At 44.2% G+C, this 20,228-nt stretch carries 18 protein-coding genes; 13 read left to right on the forward strand and 5 right to left on the reverse strand.

Features of this window, described 5'->3' with window-relative positions; all coding sequences use genetic code 11:
- Positions 1-55 precede the first annotated feature (55 nt).
- Together OCV37_RS06345 and OCV37_RS06350 are read left to right on the forward strand one after the other, a co-directional pair.
- Positions 56-1,348, forward strand: a complete 1,293-nt coding sequence (locus tag OCV37_RS06345; protein ID WP_038181184.1) for an NAD(P)/FAD-dependent oxidoreductase — start codon at positions 56-58, stop codon at positions 1,346-1,348.
- Positions 1,349-1,385: 37 nt separating this feature from the next.
- Entirely contained in the window at positions 1,386-2,786 is a 1,401-nt protein-coding gene (locus tag OCV37_RS06350) for an APC family permease (protein WP_038181181.1), read from the forward strand.
- 36 nt (positions 2,787-2,822) lie between these two features.
- Here OCV37_RS06350 and OCV37_RS06355 read toward each other — a convergent pair whose 3' ends face one another.
- Positions 2,823-3,668, reverse strand: a complete 846-nt coding sequence (locus tag OCV37_RS06355; protein ID WP_038181250.1) for an AraC family transcriptional regulator — start codon at positions 3,666-3,668, stop codon at positions 2,823-2,825.
- An 82-nt stretch (positions 3,669-3,750) separates the two neighbouring features.
- On the opposite strand from OCV37_RS06355, the gene OCV37_RS06360 reads away from it, so the two are divergent.
- Positions 3,751-5,148, forward strand: a complete 1,398-nt coding sequence (locus tag OCV37_RS06360; protein WP_038181179.1) for an SLC13 family permease — start codon at positions 3,751-3,753, stop codon at positions 5,146-5,148.
- A 31-nt stretch (positions 5,149-5,179) separates the two neighbouring features.
- Here OCV37_RS06360 and OCV37_RS06365 read toward each other — a convergent pair whose 3' ends face one another.
- The 4 genes from OCV37_RS06365 to OCV37_RS06380 all read right to left on the reverse strand — a co-directional run bounded on the left by OCV37_RS06365 (position 5,180) and on the right by OCV37_RS06380 (position 9,193).
- Positions 5,180-5,371, reverse strand: a complete 192-nt coding sequence (locus OCV37_RS06365) for a hypothetical protein (protein WP_261888135.1) — start codon at positions 5,369-5,371, stop codon at positions 5,180-5,182.
- Positions 5,372-7,437: 2,066 nt separating this feature from the next.
- On the reverse strand, positions 7,438-7,737 hold the full coding sequence (locus OCV37_RS06370; RefSeq protein ID WP_261888136.1) for a type II toxin-antitoxin system RelE/ParE family toxin: 300 nt from the start codon (positions 7,735-7,737) through the stop codon (positions 7,438-7,440).
- 8 nt (positions 7,738-7,745) lie between these two features.
- Positions 7,746-7,988 carry a type II toxin-antitoxin system Phd/YefM family antitoxin gene (locus OCV37_RS06375; protein ID WP_059120589.1) on the reverse strand — a complete coding sequence of 81 codons (243 nt, stop codon included), beginning with the start codon at positions 7,986-7,988 and terminating at the stop codon, positions 7,746-7,748.
- A 1,058-nt stretch (positions 7,989-9,046) separates the two neighbouring features.
- Positions 9,047-9,193, reverse strand: coding sequence for a hypothetical protein (locus OCV37_RS06380; RefSeq protein ID WP_157634856.1), 147 nt, complete (start codon positions 9,191-9,193; stop codon positions 9,047-9,049).
- Between the two features lie 185 nt (positions 9,194-9,378).
- Between OCV37_RS06380 and OCV37_RS06385 the strand changes: the two genes are divergently transcribed.
- The 10 genes from OCV37_RS06385 (at position 9,379) to OCV37_RS06430 (ending at position 19,357) form a co-directional block, all read left to right on the forward strand.
- Positions 9,379-9,714 (forward strand): hypothetical protein, encoded by a 336-nt coding sequence (locus tag OCV37_RS06385; RefSeq protein ID WP_038178288.1) that lies wholly within the window; start codon positions 9,379-9,381, stop codon positions 9,712-9,714.
- A complete protein-coding gene (locus tag OCV37_RS06390; RefSeq protein WP_038178289.1) occupies positions 9,714-10,130 on the forward strand; it encodes a hypothetical protein in 417 nt (138 codons plus the stop codon). Before OCV37_RS06385 ends, OCV37_RS06390 begins: the two co-directional genes overlap by 1 nt.
- Positions 10,131-10,424: 294 nt before the next feature.
- Positions 10,425-11,303 carry a HEPN domain-containing protein gene (locus tag OCV37_RS06395; RefSeq protein WP_038178436.1) on the forward strand — a complete coding sequence of 293 codons (879 nt, stop codon included), beginning with the start codon at positions 10,425-10,427 and terminating at the stop codon, positions 11,301-11,303.
- A gap of 643 nt (positions 11,304-11,946) precedes the next feature.
- Positions 11,947-12,411 (forward strand): hypothetical protein, encoded by a 465-nt coding sequence (locus OCV37_RS06400; protein WP_038178291.1) that lies wholly within the window; start codon positions 11,947-11,949, stop codon positions 12,409-12,411.
- Between the two features lie 77 nt (positions 12,412-12,488).
- Positions 12,489-13,010 carry a GrpB family protein gene (locus OCV37_RS06405; protein ID WP_038178292.1) on the forward strand — a complete coding sequence of 174 codons (522 nt, stop codon included), beginning with the start codon at positions 12,489-12,491 and terminating at the stop codon, positions 13,008-13,010.
- A gap of 97 nt (positions 13,011-13,107) precedes the next feature.
- Positions 13,108-13,518: a cytidine deaminase gene (locus OCV37_RS06410; RefSeq protein ID WP_038178293.1), complete on the forward strand. Its 411-nt coding sequence runs from the start codon at positions 13,108-13,110 to the stop codon at positions 13,516-13,518.
- Between the two features lie 1,389 nt (positions 13,519-14,907).
- The gene (locus tag OCV37_RS06415; protein ID WP_038178294.1) at positions 14,908-16,605 is read left to right on the forward strand and encodes an ATP-dependent nuclease; all 1,698 of its coding nucleotides are present in this window, start codon (positions 14,908-14,910) and stop codon (positions 16,603-16,605) included.
- A 3-nt stretch (positions 16,606-16,608) separates the two neighbouring features.
- Entirely contained in the window at positions 16,609-18,219 is a 1,611-nt protein-coding gene (locus tag OCV37_RS06420; protein ID WP_038178295.1) for a UvrD-helicase domain-containing protein, read from the forward strand.
- A 127-nt stretch (positions 18,220-18,346) separates the two neighbouring features.
- Positions 18,347-18,703: a nuclear transport factor 2 family protein gene (locus tag OCV37_RS06425; RefSeq protein ID WP_038178296.1), complete on the forward strand. Its 357-nt coding sequence runs from the start codon at positions 18,347-18,349 to the stop codon at positions 18,701-18,703.
- A gap of 126 nt (positions 18,704-18,829) precedes the next feature.
- Positions 18,830-19,357 (forward strand): GNAT family N-acetyltransferase, encoded by a 528-nt coding sequence (locus OCV37_RS06430; protein ID WP_038178437.1) that lies wholly within the window; start codon positions 18,830-18,832, stop codon positions 19,355-19,357.
- The last annotated feature ends 871 nt before the right edge of the window (positions 19,358-20,228 follow it).

Genomic DNA, 20,228 nt, shown 5'->3' on the forward strand with positions numbered 1-20,228 from the left:
CAGAAATGGTTCAAAACATGCCATGTTTCAGAGAATGAATAGCAAGGATCAAGCGATGACACAGAGATTAGAACCCGTCAATACACAAGACCAACTCCCCGCATCCACGCAAGTAGTGATTATCGGGGGCGGTATTATCGGTGTCAGTGCCGCGTTGGCACTGGCCGAGCGCAATATTCCGGTCGTCTTGCTGGAAAAAGGACAAATCGGCGCGGAACAGTCATCCCGTAACCTCGGCTGGATCCGTAAAACCAACCGACATGCTGAGGATGTGCCGCTGGCACAGGCCGCAGATCGACTCTGGGCTGAAATGCCGGCACGTCTTGAGCGTTCCGTCGGCTATCAGCAGTCCGGGATTCTTTTTGCGGCACGCAATGACAAACAGATGGCGATGTATCAAGAATGGCATCAATCCGTTGAGTCGTTACAACTGGATTCGCAACTCCTGAGCCCACAGCAGATTGATCAGTTGGCTCCCGGCGGCACTGAAAAATGGGTCGGTGGACTATATACCCCTTCCGACGGATTTGCTGAACCCGCGATAGCGACCAGTGCTATCGCTCAGCGAGCGATTGAAAAGGGGGCGGTGATGGTCCAGAACTGTGCCGTCAGGGCTCTCGCAACCGCCGGCGGTCGGATCAGTGGTGTAGTCACCGAACAGGGTGAAATCCGCTGCACTCAAGTGCTGCTTGCCAGCGGCGCATGGTCGCGACGTTTCTTAGGCAATCACGGTGTGTCGTTTCCGACATTACCGATTATCTGTTCCGTGTTGCGCACAAAAGCGACCCAAGGGCCGACGGATATTGCCTTTGCCGCGCCGGACTTTTCTTTTCGCCGACATGCCGACGGTGGATTTGTCATTACGCAGCGCGGGGCACTGGATGCGCCACTGACGCTGGATCATTTGCTGATCGGCATGCGTTATCTGGCGCAGTTACGGGCGCAGCGCAGTTATATGCGCGTGTCGCTCGGACGTCATTTCCTGCGGGATCTGACTTTGCCACGACGCTGGAAGGCGAACGATGTTTCTCCGTTCGAACGGATACGAACCCTGAACCCGTCGGTGAATGAAGGGATTAACCAAGAAGCGCTGACCAATCTTGCCAAGGCCTGGCCGATGTTCGCAGGGATAGGGATTGATGAAAGCTGGGCCGGGCTGATTGATGTGACGCCGGATTCATTACCGGTGATTGATCACATCGGTGCCATTCCCGGCCTGACCATCGCAACCGGTTTTTCCGGCCACGGATTTGGTACCGGCCCGGCAGCAGGACAGCTCGCCGCAGATTTAGTGTCGGATGTGACACCGATTGTCGATCCGAAACCTTATCGGTTTGAACGGTTTTAAATAAGGACGTTGTTTTTATTCATGAGAGGGATTTCACATGAGCAATCACACCCATGTACAAAGTATGGATACTGCGGGACTGTCAATGACACCCCGTTCACCGTTAAAAATGCGTTTGCCGACCATGATGGCCGTCTGTATCGGTCTGGTGATCGTGCAGGGCGCAATGATTTCTGCAACGCAAGGCATCGGGATGGGCGGTATGTCGTTCATCACCGCGATGGTGGCGGCATTGGCGCTCTCCCAGTTTAATGCCATGAGTTTTGCCGAGTTGTCTCTGATGTTTCCGCAAGAGGGCACCTTAGCCACCTATACGCAAAAAGCGATAGGTCACTTCCCGGCGATTGTCGCGGTGTTTGCCGGTTATGTCGTGGTGGCTATTCTGGCCATTCCGGTGGAAATGTTTCTGGTCGATGCCATGTTAGCGCAGCTGTTTCCGGGGATGCTGCCGGATAAGGTCGTGCCGTTACTGATTTTACTGGGACTCACGATGACCAATCTGGTTGGCGCTGATGTCTTTGCCCGTGTGCAGAATATTCTGGCATTTGTGCTGGTCAGTGCCTTGATTCTGGTTGGACTGACCGCGATTACCGGCCTGAGTCAGCCGCATCCGGATCTAGCCGATAAAGCTGTTGACTGGAGTTTCAGCGGCGTGTGGAACGGTCATTTTATCGGGTTGATCGCTTTAGCGATGTGGATGATGGTCGGGGTGGAGTTTATCTGTCCGATGGTCAACGATGTCAGACAGCCGCGCAAGAACATTCCCCGGGCGATGCATTTGTCACTGTTCTTTATTTTTCTCATCTTTTTAGCATTTGCCTATGGTGCCAGCCTTTATTTAGACATTGATACACTGGTTGGATCGCCTTTGCCGTATCTGGATTACGCCCATGCTGTTTTCGGCCAGAGTGGGTTAGTGATTGCAACCGTGATGGCGCTCGCTGCCACCTGTAGCACCATCAATACCGTACTGGCTTCGGTACCGAAAATGCTGCACGGCATGGCGATGCAAAAGCAGGCTTTTCCACAGCTCAAAGCCATCAATCGCTTCAATGCGCCCTGGGCGGCGATCATGATGCTCTCTGTCTGTACCGCGATTTCTTATTTCAGCTTTGAGATTGATGCGTTGATCGTACTGGTGATTGCGGCAACGACCAGCTGGCTGTTGGCCTATATCGTAGCGCATATTGATGTGATTGTTCTGCGTCGGCGGCTGCCGCAGCAAGAGCGTCCCTATCGGACACCATTTTACCCGTGGCCTCAGGTGATCGGGATTGTCAGTATGCTGTATGTGGCATTGAATAATTCACCGGATCCGAATATGACCCGGATGGTGTACACCATCACCGGTGGTATTTTGTTGGTGATTAGTCTGATTGCGGCATTATGGGTGAAATTTTACATGAAACGCGGCTTGTTTGAGCCCGATGTCGATTAAGCGTTGCCCTGTGGCGGGGTGACCGTCACAGGGAGATTAAGGCAGAAGCGGGGGAAGCTGATGATTTTCTTGTTTTGCATATGCCTGCGGTGTACATCCGAATAAAGCTTTAAAGGCACTAATAAAACTACTCACACTTTTGTAGCCAAGTTCATAGGCGACGCGACTGGTGCTTTCCCCCTGCCTTAAAATCTCCAGTGTACTGATCAAGCGGTGCCTGCTACACCACTGCCGGTAAGTCATCCCTGTTTCTGCTTTAAACAGTCGTTCAATGGTGCGGACACTGGCGCCGACCCGCGCTGCACGGTGTTTCAGCGTCGAATTATGTTCTGGTAAGGTATTGTGTAAGGGTTCATTGATAAGCTGGGTGAGCAGCCGGTTTAATCGCGGATCTTTACCCGCCGGTAAATAGACTTTCAGCTCATCGAGGGTGGCGATCTCGTCAATTAAAACCAGTCCGAGTCTTCTGATCGGCCCCTCTGATAACACCGTGTTTCCTTCAACCAGTCGCAGAATTAATTCACGGATTAACGGCGTCATTTTCAGCATCGCGATACCTTGTTGGTGCGCCCGAATCGGAAATGACGGGTCAACATATAAGTTACGCATTTGGGTCAATGTTTCTGCCTGAACCTGATGCATCACGCCACTCGGTATCCAAACGGCATGGGTAGACGGTACGATCCAAATCGCCTCATCACTGGTCACTTTGACAATGCCTTGTGCGGCCCATAACAACTGACCTCTGGGGTGTGCATGAGGCGTCATCCGGGTTTCTGCCAACATACTGCGGCTGTTTGTGAGCACCGGGCGAGACGGATCGATGGTATAAGCAAACTGACTTGGTGGCAGTAATGTCGCTTCAGGAACATTGTTTGGCATATACAGGGCTTCTTGCGTCACGTCAGAACGGCTATCTTAGGATTCATTATTTCTGCAATCAAGATCAATCAAGGTGAATTCTATGAACAACCGTGTATCGTTGCGGCATGTTGCAGTTGCTTTTGCGCTGATACTGGCAGTCTGGCTGGTTTTATTTCCGATGGCAGGCGTTCAACCGAAGGTCTCATATAGTGCCGCAGTGATACTGGTTACGCTGACCGGCTGGAGCACCGGCTTCTTCCCGCCATTTTTAACCGGCCTGATTTTCTTTGCACTGGTGACCATCTTCCAGTTGCTTGACCCGGGAATCCTGTTTGCCGGATTCGGTTCGACCGCGGTGTGGTTGATTATTTCCGGATTTATTATTGGCTCTGCGATTAGCCTCTCCGGGTTAGGAAAAAGACTGGCATCCCGGATTGCGCCATACCTTGTCGGCAGCTATTTTCGTCTTATTTTCGGTTTGGTTGTGAGTGCAATGATTCTGGGATTCGTGATGCCTTCTTCGGTAGGGCGCTCGGTGGTGATGATTCCGATAGGCATGGCTTTGGCGGACAAAGTCGGTTTTTCCAGCGGCAGTCACGGGCGTCTCGGTATCGCGACGTCACTCACTTTGGCCTGTAATATGCCGAGTTTCGCCATTCTGCCAGCCAATATCCCGAACATGATCTTAAGCGGTGCCAGTGAGACATTATTTGACCTGAGCTTTGGCTATACCGAATATCTGTTATTACATTTCCCTGTTCTCGGCATCGTCAAATCTTTGGTGATTGTCGCGCTGACATTATTTATCTTTCCTGCCCATATCAATGCTGAAGCCCGGGATGAAGCGCCGCAATCGCAAGATGAGCCCAACCAGACGGCGATGCAAATCCGGGTCGGGATCATTTTAGGGGTGACTTTGTTACTCTGGGTGACCGACACGGTTCACGGGGTGAATCCGGCATGGATTGGTCTGGCTGCGGCGATTATATTATTGCTGCCCCGCTGGGGGATTGTTCCTCCCAAATCATTCAACGGGAGTATCGATTTCGGGGCGGTTGTGTTTGTTGCTGCTACGCTCGGGCTTGGTGCGTTAGTTAACCAGTCAGGCATTGGTTCGATTATGGGCGATGTCTTGGGCAACTTAGTCCCCGGAAAGGGAGAGGGCGGTTTCCTGAATTTCATGGCACTTTCTTTGATGTCGATGGTGACGGGGTTAGTCGCCACGGTTCCCGGTGTCCCGACCGTTCTGACCCCGATGGCCGCAGATTTAGCACAGACCACCGGCTTTACGGTTCCCGAGGTATTGATGACTCAAGTAGTCGGTTTTTCTACCATCATTTTCCCATATCAGGTTACACCACTGATTATTGCGATGCAGTTATCGAATGAACCGTTGGTGAAGCTTGTGAAACTGACCTTCCCGTTGGCGGTCATCACGATTTTGGTTTTGATGCCGTTGGATTATCTGTGGTGGGGATTTGTGGGGTGGTTGGGGTGAGATGCACTTCATTTCATCACCTTTTATTTTGTCATCCTTTGGCTTCGGAATGTGACGCACAATGGCGTTTTTCGGTTTCAGAGGCATCGGTGTTCTGTGCGCCAGTTACTCTTGCAGAGATGCAAGAGTAACCAGAAGATCTTTTTTGTTTGACGGAGTCACACGCGTTCCAGAACCAGCTTTTACGGGCGTCCTGCCCGGAAAAGCCTAACCATTCTTCCATGAATGGTTTTCTTCTGTGGGTAGTTGATTTGAATGAAGTGAAACATTCTTAAACAGTTAATTTGGTCACTGAACTCAGGGTGAAAAATCACGGATGATTTTTCAGGATTGCTTGAGCAGGATGCGAATCAATCCGACCCTGATGACGCGCGCTGAACCCAAAAAGATGTTTTTGGTTCCTTTTGACATCTATCAAAAGGAACTGGGGCGCTTTCGGGGATGCTAATGAAATCGAGGAAAGTCATTGCGTCCCAAACCAGCAGCCTATCATTTTTACCTTCCCAGCCTTTGGCACCGAAATTTGACGCACAATTGTGTTCATCAATTTCAGAGGCATTGATGCTCTGTGCGCCAGTTCATCTTTCAGAGATGAAAGACGAACCAGAAAATCTTTTTTGTTGGGCTTGGTCGCGCGTTGTCCAGAACCAGCTTTTACGGGCGTCCTGCCCGGAAAAGCCTAACCATTCTTCCATGAATGGTTTTCTTCTGTGGGTAGTTGATTTGAATGAAGTGAAACATTCTTAAACAGTTAATTTGGTCACTGAACTCAGGGTGAAAAATCACGGATGATTTTTCAGGATTGCTTGAGCAGGATGCGAATCAATCCGACCCTGATTAAGCGCACCGAACTCAAAAAAGATGCTTTTGGTTCCTTTTGACATCCATCAAAAGGAACTGGGGCGCAGTCGGAGATGGCAATGAGATCGAAGAAAGTCATTGCGTCCCAAACTCAGCACCACCCTTTTACTTTTCCAGCCTCCGGCGTTGCAGTTTGACGCACAATTACGTTCCTCAATTTCAGAGACATTGTTACTCAGTGCGCCAGTTCATCTTTCAGAGATGAAAGACGAACCAGAAAATCTTTTTTTGTTGGGCTTGGTCACACGTTGTCCAGAACCAGCTTTTACGGGCGTCCTACCCGGAAAAGCCTAACCATTCTTCCATGAATGGTTTTCTTCTGTGGGTAGTTGATTTGAATGAAGTGAAACATTCTTAAACAGTTAATTTGGTCACTGAACTCAGGGGGAAAAATCACGGATGATTTTTCAGGATTGCTTGAGCAGGATGCGAATCAATCCGACCCTGATGACGCGCGCTGAACCCAAAAAGATGTTTTTGGTTCCTTTTGACATCTATCAAAAGGAACTGGGGCGCAGTCGGAGATGGCAATGAGATCGAAGAAAGTCATTGCGTCCCAAACTCAGCATCACCCTTTTACTTTTCCAGCCTCCGGCGTTGCAGTTTGACGCACAATTGTGTTCATCAATTTCAGAGGCATTGATGCTCTGTGCGCCAGTTCATCTTTCAGAGATGAAAGACGAACCAGAAAATCTTTTTTGTTGGGCTTGGTCACACGTTGTCCAGAACCAGCTTTTACGGGCGTCCTGCCCGGAAAAGCCTAACCATTCATCCTTGAATGGTTTTCTTTGATTAGTGGTTGATTTGAATGAAGTGAAACATTCTTAAACAGTTAATTTGGTCACTGAACTCAGGGGGAAAAATCACGGATGATTTTTCAGGATTGCTTGAGCAGGATGCGAATCAATCCGACCCTGATGACGTGCGCTGAACTCAAAAAAGATGTTTTTGGTTCCTTTTGACATCTATCAAAAGGAACTGGGGCGCTTTCGAAGAAGCTAATGAAATCGAAGAAAGTCATTGCGTCCCAAACCAGCAGCCTATCATTTTTACCTTCCCAGCCTTTGGCACCGAAATTTGACGCACAATTGTGTTCATCAATTTCAGAGGCATCGGGTGTCCAGTGCGCCAGTTACTCTTGCAGAGATGCAAGAGTAACCAGAAGATCTTTTTTGTTTGACGGAGTCACACGCGTTCCAGAACCAGCTTTTACGGGCGTCCTGCCCGGAAAAGCCTAACCATTCTTCCATGAATGGTTTTCTTGGTTTGGTGGTTGATTTGAGTTGGGTGAAACATTGAATCAACGAAGCTCAATTGATCGATGCTCTCAGGGTAAAATTCACGGATGAATTTTAAGCTATCCCTTAATAAAAAGGCTGAGCAGGAGCGAATAAAAGCGCCCCTGATTCGGTGCGCTGAACCGTTAGATTATTTCAGGTGGTTTTGTGGTAATTGAGATTGTCCCAACACAGCAACGACGAGGATAAAACCATCTTCCTTTGTGAAATAAGCAGTATGTTCCCCAATCGGAAAGTAAAACCCGTTACTGTATATTTCATGGCAACTTCGTCTCAAGTCCGGGTTATCAGCGAGCATTTGAAAGCCTGAGAGTAGTGTTTCTTTGTAGCGTTGCCACTGAAGTTCAGAAAAGTGGCTGATGGTATAATTTTTTACTTTGCGTAGATGAGCTTGAGCTAGATGGCTTAGTCTATATTGGTTATGGTGCATATTTCTGATTACAGCTCACTCAAAAAGTCTTTACCATCAACGATATCATCTTTTGCTAAGTCATCTTTGGCGGCGATGAAGCAGTGTTTGAGGTACTCAGCTTTCATCATCTCAAGTTCCTCGTAGTCATGTATAGACATAACGACAACTGCATCTTTACTATTTTTACTGATCTTAATTGGTTGACGTTGAGCATTTAAAAGCAACTCACCAAAATTTCGTTTAGCGTCATTTGCTGTTAATGTCCGCATAACTTAGTCCCCACAGTTTTAAATCTAATCAGAGTATAGCCTTTAGGACGAAATGGTCAATCCGATTAAATCGTGCGAAATGTGCGAAAGTGTTGTGATTGATGAAGTCTGAGTGCTTTACGTTTTTATCTTCCCAGCTTTTGGCTCCCAAATTTGACGCACAATTACGTTCCTCAATTTCAGAGACATTGTTACTCAGTGCGCCAGTTCATCTTTCAGAGATGAAAGACGAACCAGAAAATCTTTTTTGTTGGGCTTGGTCACACGCGTTCCAGAACCGGCTTTTACGGGCGTCCTGCCCGAAAAAGCCTAACCATTCTTCCATGAATGGTTTTCTTGGTTGGGTGGTTGATTTGCGTGCGGTGAAACATTCTTAAACAGTTAATTTGGTCACTGAACTCAGGGGGAAAAATCACGGATGATTTTTCAGGATTGCTTGAGCAGGATGCGAATCAATCCGACCCTGATGACGTGCGCTGAACTCAAAAAGATGCTTTTGGTTCCTTTTGACATCCATCAAAAGGAACTGGGGCGCAGTCGGAGATGGCAATGAGATTGAAGAAAGTCATTGCGCACCAAATACCCGCATCACAAGTTTTATCTTCTTAGCCTCCGGCTCACAAATTTGACGCACAATTCCGTTTTTCGGTTTCAGAGGCATCAGTGTTCTGTGCGCTAGTTACTCTTGCAGAGATGCCAGAGTAACCAGAAGATCTTTTTTGTTTGACGGAGTCACACGCGTTCCAGAACCAGCTTTTACGGGCGTCCTGCCCGAAAAAGCCTAACCATCCTTCCATGAATGGTTTTCTTGGTTTGGTGGTTGATTTGCGTGCGGTGAAACATTCTTAAACAGTTAATTTGGTCACTGAACTCAGGGGGAAAAATCACGGATGATTTTTCAGGATTGCTTGAGCAGGATGCGAATCAATCCGACCCTGATGACGTGCGCTGAACTCAAAAAGATGCTTTTGGTTCCTTTTGCATCCATCAAAAGGAACTGGGGCGCAGTCGGAGATGGCAATGAGATCGGAGAAAGTCATTGCGTCCCAAACTCAGCATCACCCTTTTACTTTTCCAGCCATTGGCGTTGCAGTTTGACGCACAGTTGTGTTCATCAATTTCAGAGGCATCGGTGCCCAGTGCGCCAGTTCATCTTTCAGAGATGAAAGACGAACCAGAAAATCTTTTTTGTTTGACGGAGTCACACGCGTTCCAGAACCGGCTTTTACGGGCGTCCTGCCCGGAAAAGCCTAACCATTCATCCTTGAATGGTTTTCTTGGTTGGGTGGTTGATTTGAGTTGGGTGAAATAGAAAACGGATAAGCCAAAAGTAAAACCGTTAGAAGTTGGGACTTATGGCGAGCTGGCGGCAAGAAGTGCGAAAGATGGGATGGATGTTGACCATATTCCCTCTCAGGCCGCTTTACTCCGAGCTTCAGAAAAATTACTTGGACGTCCGCTGATTGAATCAGAAAAACGTGATCTGGTAAGCTCTGCTGCGAGTATTGCGATTCCTCAAGACGTACATAGAAAGTGTAGCGAGACTTATGGCGGTAGAAATAGGTTAGAGAAGCAGATAGAAGATGCGAATGATATAGAAAATGCTGTAGATTCGAACTTTGATGCCATTAAGGACTGCTTGATGAATCAGGGGTACTCAGATAAGCAACTCGAAAATGCACGGAAGGAACTACATTCAATCAATCGAGCTAATGGGTGGTATTAATGTCAGTGAATTACTTTGATTTTGTAGGAAAGACGTATGAATCCTTAGTTAGGGAAGCCAGTTTTACGTCTTTGATTCGCGGGAATGTTCCTTCGAAAATTAGTGGGTTAGATAGTGAGTTCTTCATTAAGTCAGATCAATATGGTGTCGAGCTTCATTTTGATCAGCATTCACGCCAACTGAAATTGATTGTTGTGAGTAATCCCGACTATTTTTATCATCATTTGAAGGGGTTAAAAACTATGGAGGAGATTCGTCAATTTTTAGGTGACCCTATAGAATCTATGCCAGAGAAGAAAGTTCCAGTATTAGGAAATGTGGGGGCATGGGATAAATTCAAACTGCAAGATGCTCAGATGATTCAAGTGCTTTACGAAGTAGGCAATCATAATATTCGATGTGTTTATTTTTCCTAGGGGTTGTCGATCTTTGCCGGACACAATTCATTCAGTAATTCATCGGTAGCCATATTATCGTCAACAAGGTCGTGTTCAACATTCTGTGTCAGCCCCCATGTCTCAGAATTCAGAGAAGGGCATTGTGTCATGCCTCGAAGCCGGGTGCGGAGACAATCATAAAGGCAAAAAATAAAAAAGAACCGCGTCGCATTTTACCTTTGAGCCGTGCTAAAACGATGATAAACGGTGTTTTTTGTTGAATGCTTCTTTTATGCTAGCGCTATTCATCCACAACCACCCAATGTTGCGATTATGAAAACATCCCTCGACCATCTGCCGGAATACAAACAGCGTGAGCTTGCTACGATTTCAACGATTCTGCGTGACACGCTGGAAGACTACCTTCAGGGCAAAACGGCGAGTAAAAGTGAATTTCGTATTCTGAAAATCATTCTGTTCGGTAGCCATGCGAAAGGTAACTGGGTCAAAGATCCGGTCAATGGTTATATCAGCGATTACGATATTCTGGTGATTGTGAATAAAGCTGCTTTGGTCGAGGAAGACGTGGTTTGGCAGCGGGCCGAAGAGCAAATTGACCGGAGAGTAAAATCCGCACCGCTCGGGTTGATTGTGCATGATTTGCAGGAAGTGAATGAGCGATTGCAACAGGGTCACTATTTTTTTAAGGATATCCGTGAAGAGGGTATCGAACTGTTTGCCGCAACGCCGAAGCCGTTGGCGATGCCGGGGGATTTGACTGAGGAAGAGTTGCGAGAGATAGCCCGTAAGCATTATGAGCAGTGGTTTGAAAGTGCTTCTGATTTTCTGGTGACTTATCGATTTGATAAAAATCGCGGCAAACTCAAAAAGTCTGCATTTGAACTGCATCAAGCGACGGAACGGTTTTTCGCCTGCACATTGCTGACTTGCACCAATTACTTACCCAAATCCCACAATATCGAAAAGTTGGGGAAATTCTGTTCACAAATCGATCTGGCCTTTGCTGAGATTTTCCCGATGGACAACAAATTCCACCGCCGCAGCTTCCGGCGTCTGCAACGAGCCTATATTGATGCGCGCTATTCGGAGCATTATGAAATCACCGAAGAGGAGTTGAATTATCTGGAGACAGAAGTGCAGCGCTTACAGGTGTTAACCGAACAGGTTTGTCGGGGGAGAATCGGGGATTGAGGGCAGTATTTTTATTCTTTCAGTCTTCAGCTCCCAGATTTGACGCACAATCAGCGTCAGTGATTTCAGAGGCATCGGTGTTCTGTGCGCCAGTTACTCTTGCAGAGATGCAAGCGTAACCAGAAATCTTTTTTTTGTATGGCAGAGTCGCACGTTGTCCAGAACCAGCTTTTACGGGCGTTCTGCCCGGAAAAGCTTAACCATTCATCCTTGAATGGTTTTCTTCGTTTGGTGGCTGTTTTGAGTTGGGTGAAACTCTGAATCAATAAAGCTCAATTGATCGATGCTCTCAGGGTAAAATTCATGGATGAATTTTAAGCTTTTCGTGAGCAGGAGCGAATAAAAGCGACCCTGATTACGCGCACTGAACCCAAAAAGATGCTTTTGGTTCCTTTTGACATCCATCAAAAGGAACTGGGGCGCAGTCGGAGATGGCAATGAGATCGAAGAAAGTCATTGCGTCCCAAACCGACAATGCCACATTACCATAGAGCTATAATTTCTACTTGATAATGGTGCTTTACTGATACTTCTATACGTGTTTCATGCCATTATGTGAAGTGTTTTATCGGATAGCGATAGGTTATACAGAAGTATTCCTATAGAGTGATTCTGTGTAATAAACTGTTAGAAGATCTTAGAGATGGCACGAAGAAAACAACTTAAGGGAGTCGCAGGAAATATAGTCCAATGGTGCCTGAGTAGAAACTTTGACTATCAAGGGTACTGGGCTGTCGGCCAGCTATATGCCTACGTCCAAGAAAATGACACCAATGAGTATGTAATCAATCTTGTCAAAGAGTATGTGCCTAATGAAGTCACGGGTGTAAAGTCTTCAGAAGCTATCAAGCTATTGTCAGACATTTTACAGCGTGACCTTGAATCACTGAAAATACCCGATTGGTGGGTAAAGGATGCAAAGGTAATCTTTACTTTTAATACTAATTATCAAGAAAAGTATCACCTTTGGACATCTGGCTTTGGCGGAAAACCAGCAATGTGTCTGGTAGAAATTACTACTGATCTAGGTAAAACATATACCAAAGAAGGAGGTTGCAATGTTTGGGTTCACAACCCAGAAAAAGAGAGTCGTCGCTATGGCTTCTAACAAAGCCAAGCACTCGGACAAATTACTCGCAGCACTCCTCATTTTCTAGTGTGGCGGCGTTAGGTAAATTGGAAGTTATGAGTCAAAGAATTATTGAAGTTATTGATTATCAGTCGCAGTGGGTAGTTGATTTTTCCAGAGAAAAAGAACTAATCAGTTCAGTTTTAACAGCTGCTAATATTCATACAATACATCATATTGGTAGCACATCGGTTAAAGGATTATGTGCCAAACCAATTATAGATATTCTTTTGGAAGTGAAAAGTCTTGATATTTTAGATTCTGAATCAGAAAAGATGGCTTCTTTGGGTTATTTGGTGAAAGGTGAATTTGGTATCAAAGGGCGCCGTTATTTCCAAAAAGGTGGAGTACAGCGAACCCATCAGGTTCATGCATTCATAACCGACTCGCCGGAAGTTAAAAGACATATCGCGTTTCGAGATTATCTAAGGGCATTCCCTGATGTAGCGTTTAAGTACGGAGAAATAAAAAGAGCGGGTGCAGCAATTTGTAACAATGATATAGATGTTTACATTGATTACAAAAATAGCTTTATAAAAAAATATGAAGCAAAGGCAGTACGGTGGAAATTTCCCTGACAAATCGCTCCCATTGACAAAATAACTGTTACGAATCTTGCTTCAAATTGTCGTATAGAAAGCGTTATAGCGTCCTCGAAAATTCGGAATTGATGGAATGGAAAAAATAGAAAAAGATCTTTATGACGCAGCGGTGCAATTAATCGAGACTCGATACCCCACGGGCTGGGGCGGCGCGGCTGCAGTGAGAACCAGCTCAGGAAAAATTCTGACTAGTATTGCACCAGACGTGAAAAATGATGCTTTGTCACTCTGTATGGAAGTTGGGGCTTATTTGGAAGCTCACAAATTAAATGAAGCGGTAACTCATTCGTTGTGTATATGTCGTGAAGATGAAAATAGAGATTTTTTGGTTCTATCTCCGTGTGGTATTTGCCAAGAGCGTTTGGTTTATTGGGGTGGAGATGTCAAAGCAGCAATATCAAGTGAAAACAATGAATTGGTATTCAAAACCATCCGTGAATTAATGCCTCACCATTGGTCGTTGGTAAATGGGAATGCGCTATAACAAGATAATCGGACTCCCGCTCTAATGACCAGCTAACCTTTTTAGGCAAGTCAAAACTTTGGGAGAACGACATGGGTGCTGTTGGGTGGTTGATTTGAGTTGGGTGAAACATTGAATCAACGAAGCTCAATTGATCGATGCTCTCAGGGTAAAATTCATGGATGAATTTTAAGCTTTTCGTGAGCAGGAGCGAATAAAAGCGACCCTGATTACGCGCACTGAACCCAAAAAGATGCTTTTGGTTCCTTTTGACATCCATCAAAAGGAACTGGGGCGCTTTCGAAAATGCCAATGAGATCGAAGAAAAGCATTGCGCACCAAACCACAGCATTACCCTTTTACTTTTCCAGCCATCGGCGTTGCAGTTTGACGCACAGTTGCGTTCCTCAATTTCAGAGGCATCGGTGCTCAGTGCGCCAGTTACTCTTGCAGAGATGCAAGCGTAACCAGAAAATCTTTTTTGTTTGGCTTGGTCGCGCGTTGTCCAGAACCAGCTTTTACGGGCGTCCTGCCCGGAAAAGCCTAACCATTCTTCCTTGAATGGTTTTCTTGGTTGAGCGGTTGATTTGCGTGGTGTGAAACATAGCAAAAGCTAGATTGGTCACAGAACTCAGGGTGAAAAATCAAGGATGATTTTTCAGGATTGCTTGAGCAGGATGCGAATCAATCCGACCCTGATTATGCGCACCGAACTCAAAAAGATGTTTTTGGTTCCTTTTGACATCCATCAAAAGGAACTGGGGCGCTTTCGAAAATGCCAATGAGATCGAAGAAAGTCATTGCGTCCCAAACCGACAATGCCACATTACCACGGTGCGCACCAAACAACTGAGCCAACATACCTCCCCCAAACCACCACTTCATTACTTTTACTGACTGTTCAAACGTTGCAGTTTCCTGCAAACCCTACCTACATCAAAGAATATCATGTTTGTGTCAATTTTTTCTGGATATTCTCTGTAACTTATTAAATCCTATGTACGGTGTTTAGATGCTTATTAACGAACCAATGGCGCTTATCCGAGATGGTTCGAATGGCGGTAGCGTGGGTGAATCAGTTGCGTGCAGATTAGACGGCATAGTGCTGTAATTTCTGTTTGATAATAGTGCTTCACTGATATTTTTATACGTGTTTTCATGCCATTACGGGAAGCATTTTATCGGATGGTAGCAAGTTATACAGAAGTATTCCTATAGAGTGATTCTGTATAATAAATTGTTACACGTCATCTAGTAAACTTAAGTATTGAGTTCTCAAGCTACCTATTAAGTGAGTGCTTGAATAACCACCGAGTCAGTAGACACTAGTTAGCCTTCTCTTATATTGCTTCTCATACTCTACAGGCGACAATTGATTATTGGAACTGCTAGGATCCCAAGGATTAAAAATTGAAAATAGATAATGTGCATTTAGAAGGATTTCGAAATTTTGCTGATTCACGTATTAATTTCAACGAAAACACGTTAATAATTGGTTCAAATGACGTCGGAAAAAGTAACTTACTTCATGCGTTGAGAATATTATTAGACAAAAGCCTATCTGAAGCGGATATTGAACCTGATGAACTAGATTTTCACATTAGCCCGGCAGAGGTCGCTGATGAAATATCAATTACAGTTAAATTTTCAGAGATTACAGAAGACGCTGTTATTTCAGTTCTGAAGGGAAGCGTTAGTGAGGATAACGAAACATTTTTAAGGTATACAGCGCAAAGGATTAATCTAGATTATAAGTTATTTGTCGGCTCATCTTTAGATGATTTACAAGAGATATCGAGCCGTTTCTATCTAAAGTACGTACATTTGAAATACATTGAATCTCAGCGTGATTTGGATAAATTTATTCGTAAAGAAAAACGACAGCTTCTGAAAATTGCGCAGGAATCTCTTTCTAAAAATGAGAAAGAAGAAGATGATGAATTGCTGGGTGAAATAAGTAGTGATTTAGAAACTCTCAATGAGAAGGTGTCTCAACTTATATATGTGGACAAAGCAACTAAGGATGTTAATGACGAACTAAAAAAACTAGCTCATCATTACACTGATTATGAGGTTCAACTTGATACAGGCGCTATACAGGTTAATGACTTTATAGAAAAGTTACAACTTGGTGCTAATACTAATGGCTCTAATGTTATGCTTGGTGGCGATGGGCGAAACAATCAGATATTGCTAGCTTTGTGGAAAGCCAAAAGTGCAAAAGAGCATGACTTAGATAATGAAGTTATTTTCTATGTTATCGAGGAACCTGAAGCGCATTTACATCCTCATCAACAAAGAAAATTAGCAGAATACTTAATAGATGAATTGCCTGGTCAAACAATCATATCTTCACATTCGCCTCAGATAACAGTTAACTTCTCGCCAGACTCTATCATCAGGTTGCTTCATCAAGATTCAGCAACAGTTGCTGCCAGTGATGGTTGCTCAAAATGTATAGAAGCAGGCTGGGAAGACATGAGCTATAGAATGAGTATTTTGCCAGCAGAAGCCTTCTTCTCTAACGGTATATTTTTAGTTGAAGGGCCATCAGAGATACTTTTCTATCAATCACTATCAAAAGCTCTGAATATCGATCTAGATTATGAGAATTTGTCGGTTCTTTCTGTCGACGGTATTTCTTTTCGAGTATATATATCAATATTGGATGCCTTAGGTATCGTATGGACAATGAGGACTGACAACGACATATCAAAAGTGCCTAAGAAAGCTGAATGGCAGTATGCTGGTATAAATCGCTGTTTAGGGATACTGGGGAAAGAACCACTAAAAAACAATGATGCCGAATTTACAGCACAAGAAACTATAGACAATGGTAAATGGCAAGCTGTATCCGACCTGCTTAATGATAAAGGTGTATTTCTATCAAAAGTAGATCTTGAAACAGACTTAGTCAATGAGTTGCCTGAGGAGGTTAAAACAGCACTTGGGAAAACTGATGCTGAATCAGCTATAAAATACCTTCAAGAAAAAAAAGCACTAAGAATGAGGGAGTTACTCAGGTCTATTAAAGATGACCTTCATAAATTTAATGGTGGTGAATTAGCTAAACCTTTGTACAAATTACTAGCGCTTAAAAGGGGTTAGAAAATGCCTTCATTTAATCCTACGCCACAACAGCAAGGTGCGATTGATTACAAAAATAGTATTGTCATTACAGCATGTCCGGGTAGTGGAAAAACTACCGTCATGAAGGAAAAAATCCGACGGATAACTCCAGAGCTACCTTCTCATAAGGGTGTAATTGCAATCACTTTCACGAAAAAAGCCAGTGAAGAACTAAAGAAACGCTGTAAAGAAAATGCCCATGACACGAAGCTTAGCTTTTTCGGCACAATAGACAGTTTTTGCCTAAAGGAGTTAATACTCCCATTTTTAGGTAGAATATGGAATGGAAGCCCGTCTGATTGTCAAATAATCAAGAAGCTTGATTCGCACCAAAAATTGTACCTTTCTAAGGAATATAATTCTCCTACACAAGTTGAACTCGCTTCCGATGATGGCTTCAAAACATTATATGATAACGGAATTCTGTGGATGAGCAGTTTTGCTGCTTTGTCACTTTTAATTCTCAATAGCTCAGCTTCGGCACAGAATTATATAAAAGCGCGTTATTCTCATGTATTTATGGATGAGTATCAAGATTCATCTGAGGCACAACATGAGCTTTTCACCAAACTACGTGAACTTGGTCTAGTTGCAACTGCTGTTGGTGACATCGACCAGTCGATATACCGTTTCAGGGGAAGTCAGCCTGAATTCTTGATTGAATTAACCAAAGATACTGTTAATTTTAAGCATTTTGAGCTCGACTTAAATCATAGGTGTCATCCATCAATTGTTAATTATGCTTCTCGGCTTCTTGTTCCTCAATATCAATTAATTCCTCACGAAGATGACATTCGTGTGTACAGGCGTTTACTTACTGGGAATTTAAAAAATGCAGCTGAAGTCGTCACCTCTTGGATAATAGATTGGTTAGAAAACGGTAAAGTTGCTCATGCACGCGATATTGCAGTTTTAGCAAAGAAAGAAGTCTCCTTAAGTGAGTTTTCGTTAGGCTTAGGCCTTGAACACCGATTGTATAAGGATACACCACTTAATGATATCGGTACTGAGTGTGCTGACATTTATTCAGATTTTCTTTTCTACAAATACGAATCAATTCCAACTGCTCAAGACTTGATAGAAAAATATTCATTAAAGTTAGGGTTGGCAAATATTGCTGAATTAAGAAGAGTATTTAAGTCTATTCGTGCCGAACAAGATCTGGAAATTTTTATAGATAGATGTAACGATTTACTGCAGCTAATGGGGTATAACGAGTTAGAAATTGAAAATGAAGCTGTGAGATCAATCTGGAACAATGATTCTTTAGTGAAGTTGTTTAAGCCAATTGCAGAAGATGAAGTCCAACTAATGACGCTTCATAAATCTAAGGGCTTGGAATTCAAAATAGTCTTTCATTTGGATATGGAGGAGTGGTCTTTCCCACACCGAATACCAGGTGTAAATTGGGACGATATTAATTATCCAAGCTTATCAGAAGACACTAATCTACATTATGTCGGAATCACTAGAGCCGAGTTATGCTGCATCTTACTTCGAACAACATTAAGGCGGACTATGCAAGGTAACTACAGTGACTCACGACCATCATACTTTCTTGGTTTACCTCAACTTGAAGGGCTCTACCAGTGATAGTGCAAACCATAGAAAAATCAATAACGGAAATGTATTAGTTGCTGCACGCGGATAAATTACTCACTACGCTCCTAATTTATCGGTGAGCAATGAGTTATGTTGCTTTAGATGTTAGAGAGGACGTATGAGCCCAAAAGAAATAGTTAAAAAGTGGGTGGAAGCCTTCAATGAAGGCAATGCGGAGAAACTTTCTTCGTTCTACTCCACTGATGCCGTCAATCACCAAGTTGCAAATGAGCCTGTTGAGGGCAAAGAAGCAATTAAAAAAATGTTTATGAACGAGTTCGCAAATGCAAACATGGTTTGTATCGTGGAGAACATATTTGAAGACGGTCATTGGGCCATTTTAGAATGGAAAGATCCTTTAGGTTTGAGAGGTTGTGGGTTTTTCAAAATTCAAAATGGTTTAATTCAGTTGCAGCGGGGTTACTGGGATAAACTTAGTTTCCTTAAAGCGCATGACTTGCCAATTCCAGAGTAAGCAACATAACAAACTCCTTTTGACATCCATCAAAAGGAACTGGGGCGCAGCCGGAGATGGCAATGAAATCGGAGAAGCAATTGAACGGGCATTCGTACTATTAAAATGTCACAGACGAAAGAGAAGATGTTAGAAACTGAACGATTAATTTTATTCAAAATAAACAAAAATGATCTGGATATCATTTCTGAAATACTATCCTGCCCAAAACAAACTAAATATCTTCCAAATGAAGCACCATATTCACAAACCCAGCAGAAAGCATACCTAGAAAAACGTATTGCTCATTGGGAGAATAATGGGTTCGGTACCATGATTATTTGCTTGAAAGAAAACCCTAAAATCAAGTTAGGTTTTGTTGGTGCTGAGTATGCTCCAAACCCCAATTATGTGGATATTCGTTTCGGCATAACTAAAGACTTTGAAGGGAAGGGCTTTATTTCAGAAGCGGCAGGGGCATTGGTAAATTGGTTCTTTGAAAACACCGAACATGAAAAACTCTATGGCGTTGCAATGGTCGATAATATTGGCTCCAAAGCCGTTCTAAAGAAACTTGGCATGACGCCAGAGAAAAATGTAGACCTGTATAACTGCGAAGGGCTGGACAACTATAGCCTAGGGGCTGTTGATCTTTGTTGCGGGTCATTTGCTTAGGATAGCTAAGCGGCATGCCCCGCGCCGCGATCAATACCCGTTCAGATTGAACAAAATTCAACCACGAAAGGTCAACAACCCCTAGAGACACCGACAGAATAATCATCATAGTAATTGATGCGTAACTTTGTTACGTCGAATAGACTGCATGGGTCTTATTTCCCCAAGGGGCGCATCCATGAATGGTTTTCTTGGTCTGGTGGTTGATTTGAATAGCGTGAAACATTGAATCAACGAAGCTCAATTGATCGATGCTCTCAGGGTAAAATTCATGGATGAATTTTAAGCTTTTCGTGAGCAGGAGCGAATAAAAGCGACCCTGATTACGCGCACTGAACCCAAAAAGATGCTTTTGGTTCCTTTTGACATCCATCAAAAGGAACTGGGGCGCAGTCGGAGATGTCGATGAAATCGAGGAAAGTCATTGCGCACCAAATACCCGCATCACAAGTTTTATCTTCTTAGCCTCCGGCTCACAAATTTGACGCACAATTACGTTCCTCAATTTCAGAGACATTGTTACTCAGTGCGCCAGTTACTCTTGCAGAGATGCAAGCGTAACCAGAAGATCTTTTTTGTTTGACGGAGTCACACGCGTTCCAGAACCAGCTTTTACGGGCGTCCTGCCCGGAAAAGCTTAATCATTCTTCCTTGAATGATTTTCTTGGTTGGGTGGTTGATTTGAATAAAGTGAAACATTGAATCAACGAAGCTCAACTGATCGATGTGCTCAGGGTAAAATTCATGGATGAATTTTAAGCTTTTCGTGAGCAGGAGCGAATAAAAGCGACCCTGATTACGCGCACCGAACTCAAAAAGATGTTTTTGGTTCCTTTTGACATCCATCAAAAGGAACTGGGGCGCAGTAGGG

It is taken from the genome of Vibrio rhizosphaerae (assembly GCF_024347095.1).
GTDB lineage: Bacteria > Pseudomonadota > Gammaproteobacteria > Enterobacterales > Vibrionaceae > Vibrio > Vibrio rhizosphaerae.

Bases quoted from the DNA above. Each gene is read 5' to 3' on its own strand.
- OCV37_RS06345 (WP_038181184.1), top strand. From the start codon at position 56: ATGACACAGAGATTAGAACCCGTCAATACACAAGACCAACTCCCCGCA.
- OCV37_RS06350 (WP_038181181.1), top strand. From the start codon at position 1,386: ATGAGCAATCACACCCATGTACAAAGTATGGATACTGCGGGACTGTCA.
- OCV37_RS06355 (WP_038181250.1), bottom strand. From the start codon at position 3,668: ATGCCAAACAATGTTCCTGAAGCGACATTACTGCCACCAAGTCAGTTT.
- OCV37_RS06360 (WP_038181179.1), top strand. From the start codon at position 3,751: ATGAACAACCGTGTATCGTTGCGGCATGTTGCAGTTGCTTTTGCGCTG.
- OCV37_RS06365 (WP_261888135.1), bottom strand. From the start codon at position 5,371: ATGGAAGAATGGTTAGGCTTTTCCGGGCAGGACGCCCGTAAAAGCTGG.
- OCV37_RS06370 (WP_261888136.1), bottom strand. From the start codon at position 7,737: ATGCACCATAACCAATATAGACTAAGCCATCTAGCTCAAGCTCATCTA.
- OCV37_RS06375 (WP_059120589.1), bottom strand. From the start codon at position 7,988: ATGCGGACATTAACAGCAAATGACGCTAAACGAAATTTTGGTGAGTTG.
- OCV37_RS06385 (WP_038178288.1), top strand. From the start codon at position 9,379: ATGGATGTTGACCATATTCCCTCTCAGGCCGCTTTACTCCGAGCTTCA.
- OCV37_RS06390 (WP_038178289.1), top strand. From the start codon at position 9,714: ATGTCAGTGAATTACTTTGATTTTGTAGGAAAGACGTATGAATCCTTA.
- OCV37_RS06395 (WP_038178436.1), top strand. From the start codon at position 10,425: ATGAAAACATCCCTCGACCATCTGCCGGAATACAAACAGCGTGAGCTT.
- OCV37_RS06400 (WP_038178291.1), top strand. From the start codon at position 11,947: ATGGCACGAAGAAAACAACTTAAGGGAGTCGCAGGAAATATAGTCCAA.
- OCV37_RS06405 (WP_038178292.1), top strand. From the start codon at position 12,489: ATGAGTCAAAGAATTATTGAAGTTATTGATTATCAGTCGCAGTGGGTA.
- OCV37_RS06410 (WP_038178293.1), top strand. From the start codon at position 13,108: ATGGAAAAAATAGAAAAAGATCTTTATGACGCAGCGGTGCAATTAATC.
- OCV37_RS06420 (WP_038178295.1), top strand. From the start codon at position 16,609: ATGCCTTCATTTAATCCTACGCCACAACAGCAAGGTGCGATTGATTAC.
- OCV37_RS06425 (WP_038178296.1), top strand. From the start codon at position 18,347: ATGAGCCCAAAAGAAATAGTTAAAAAGTGGGTGGAAGCCTTCAATGAA.
- OCV37_RS06430 (WP_038178437.1), top strand. From the start codon at position 18,830: ATGTTAGAAACTGAACGATTAATTTTATTCAAAATAAACAAAAATGAT.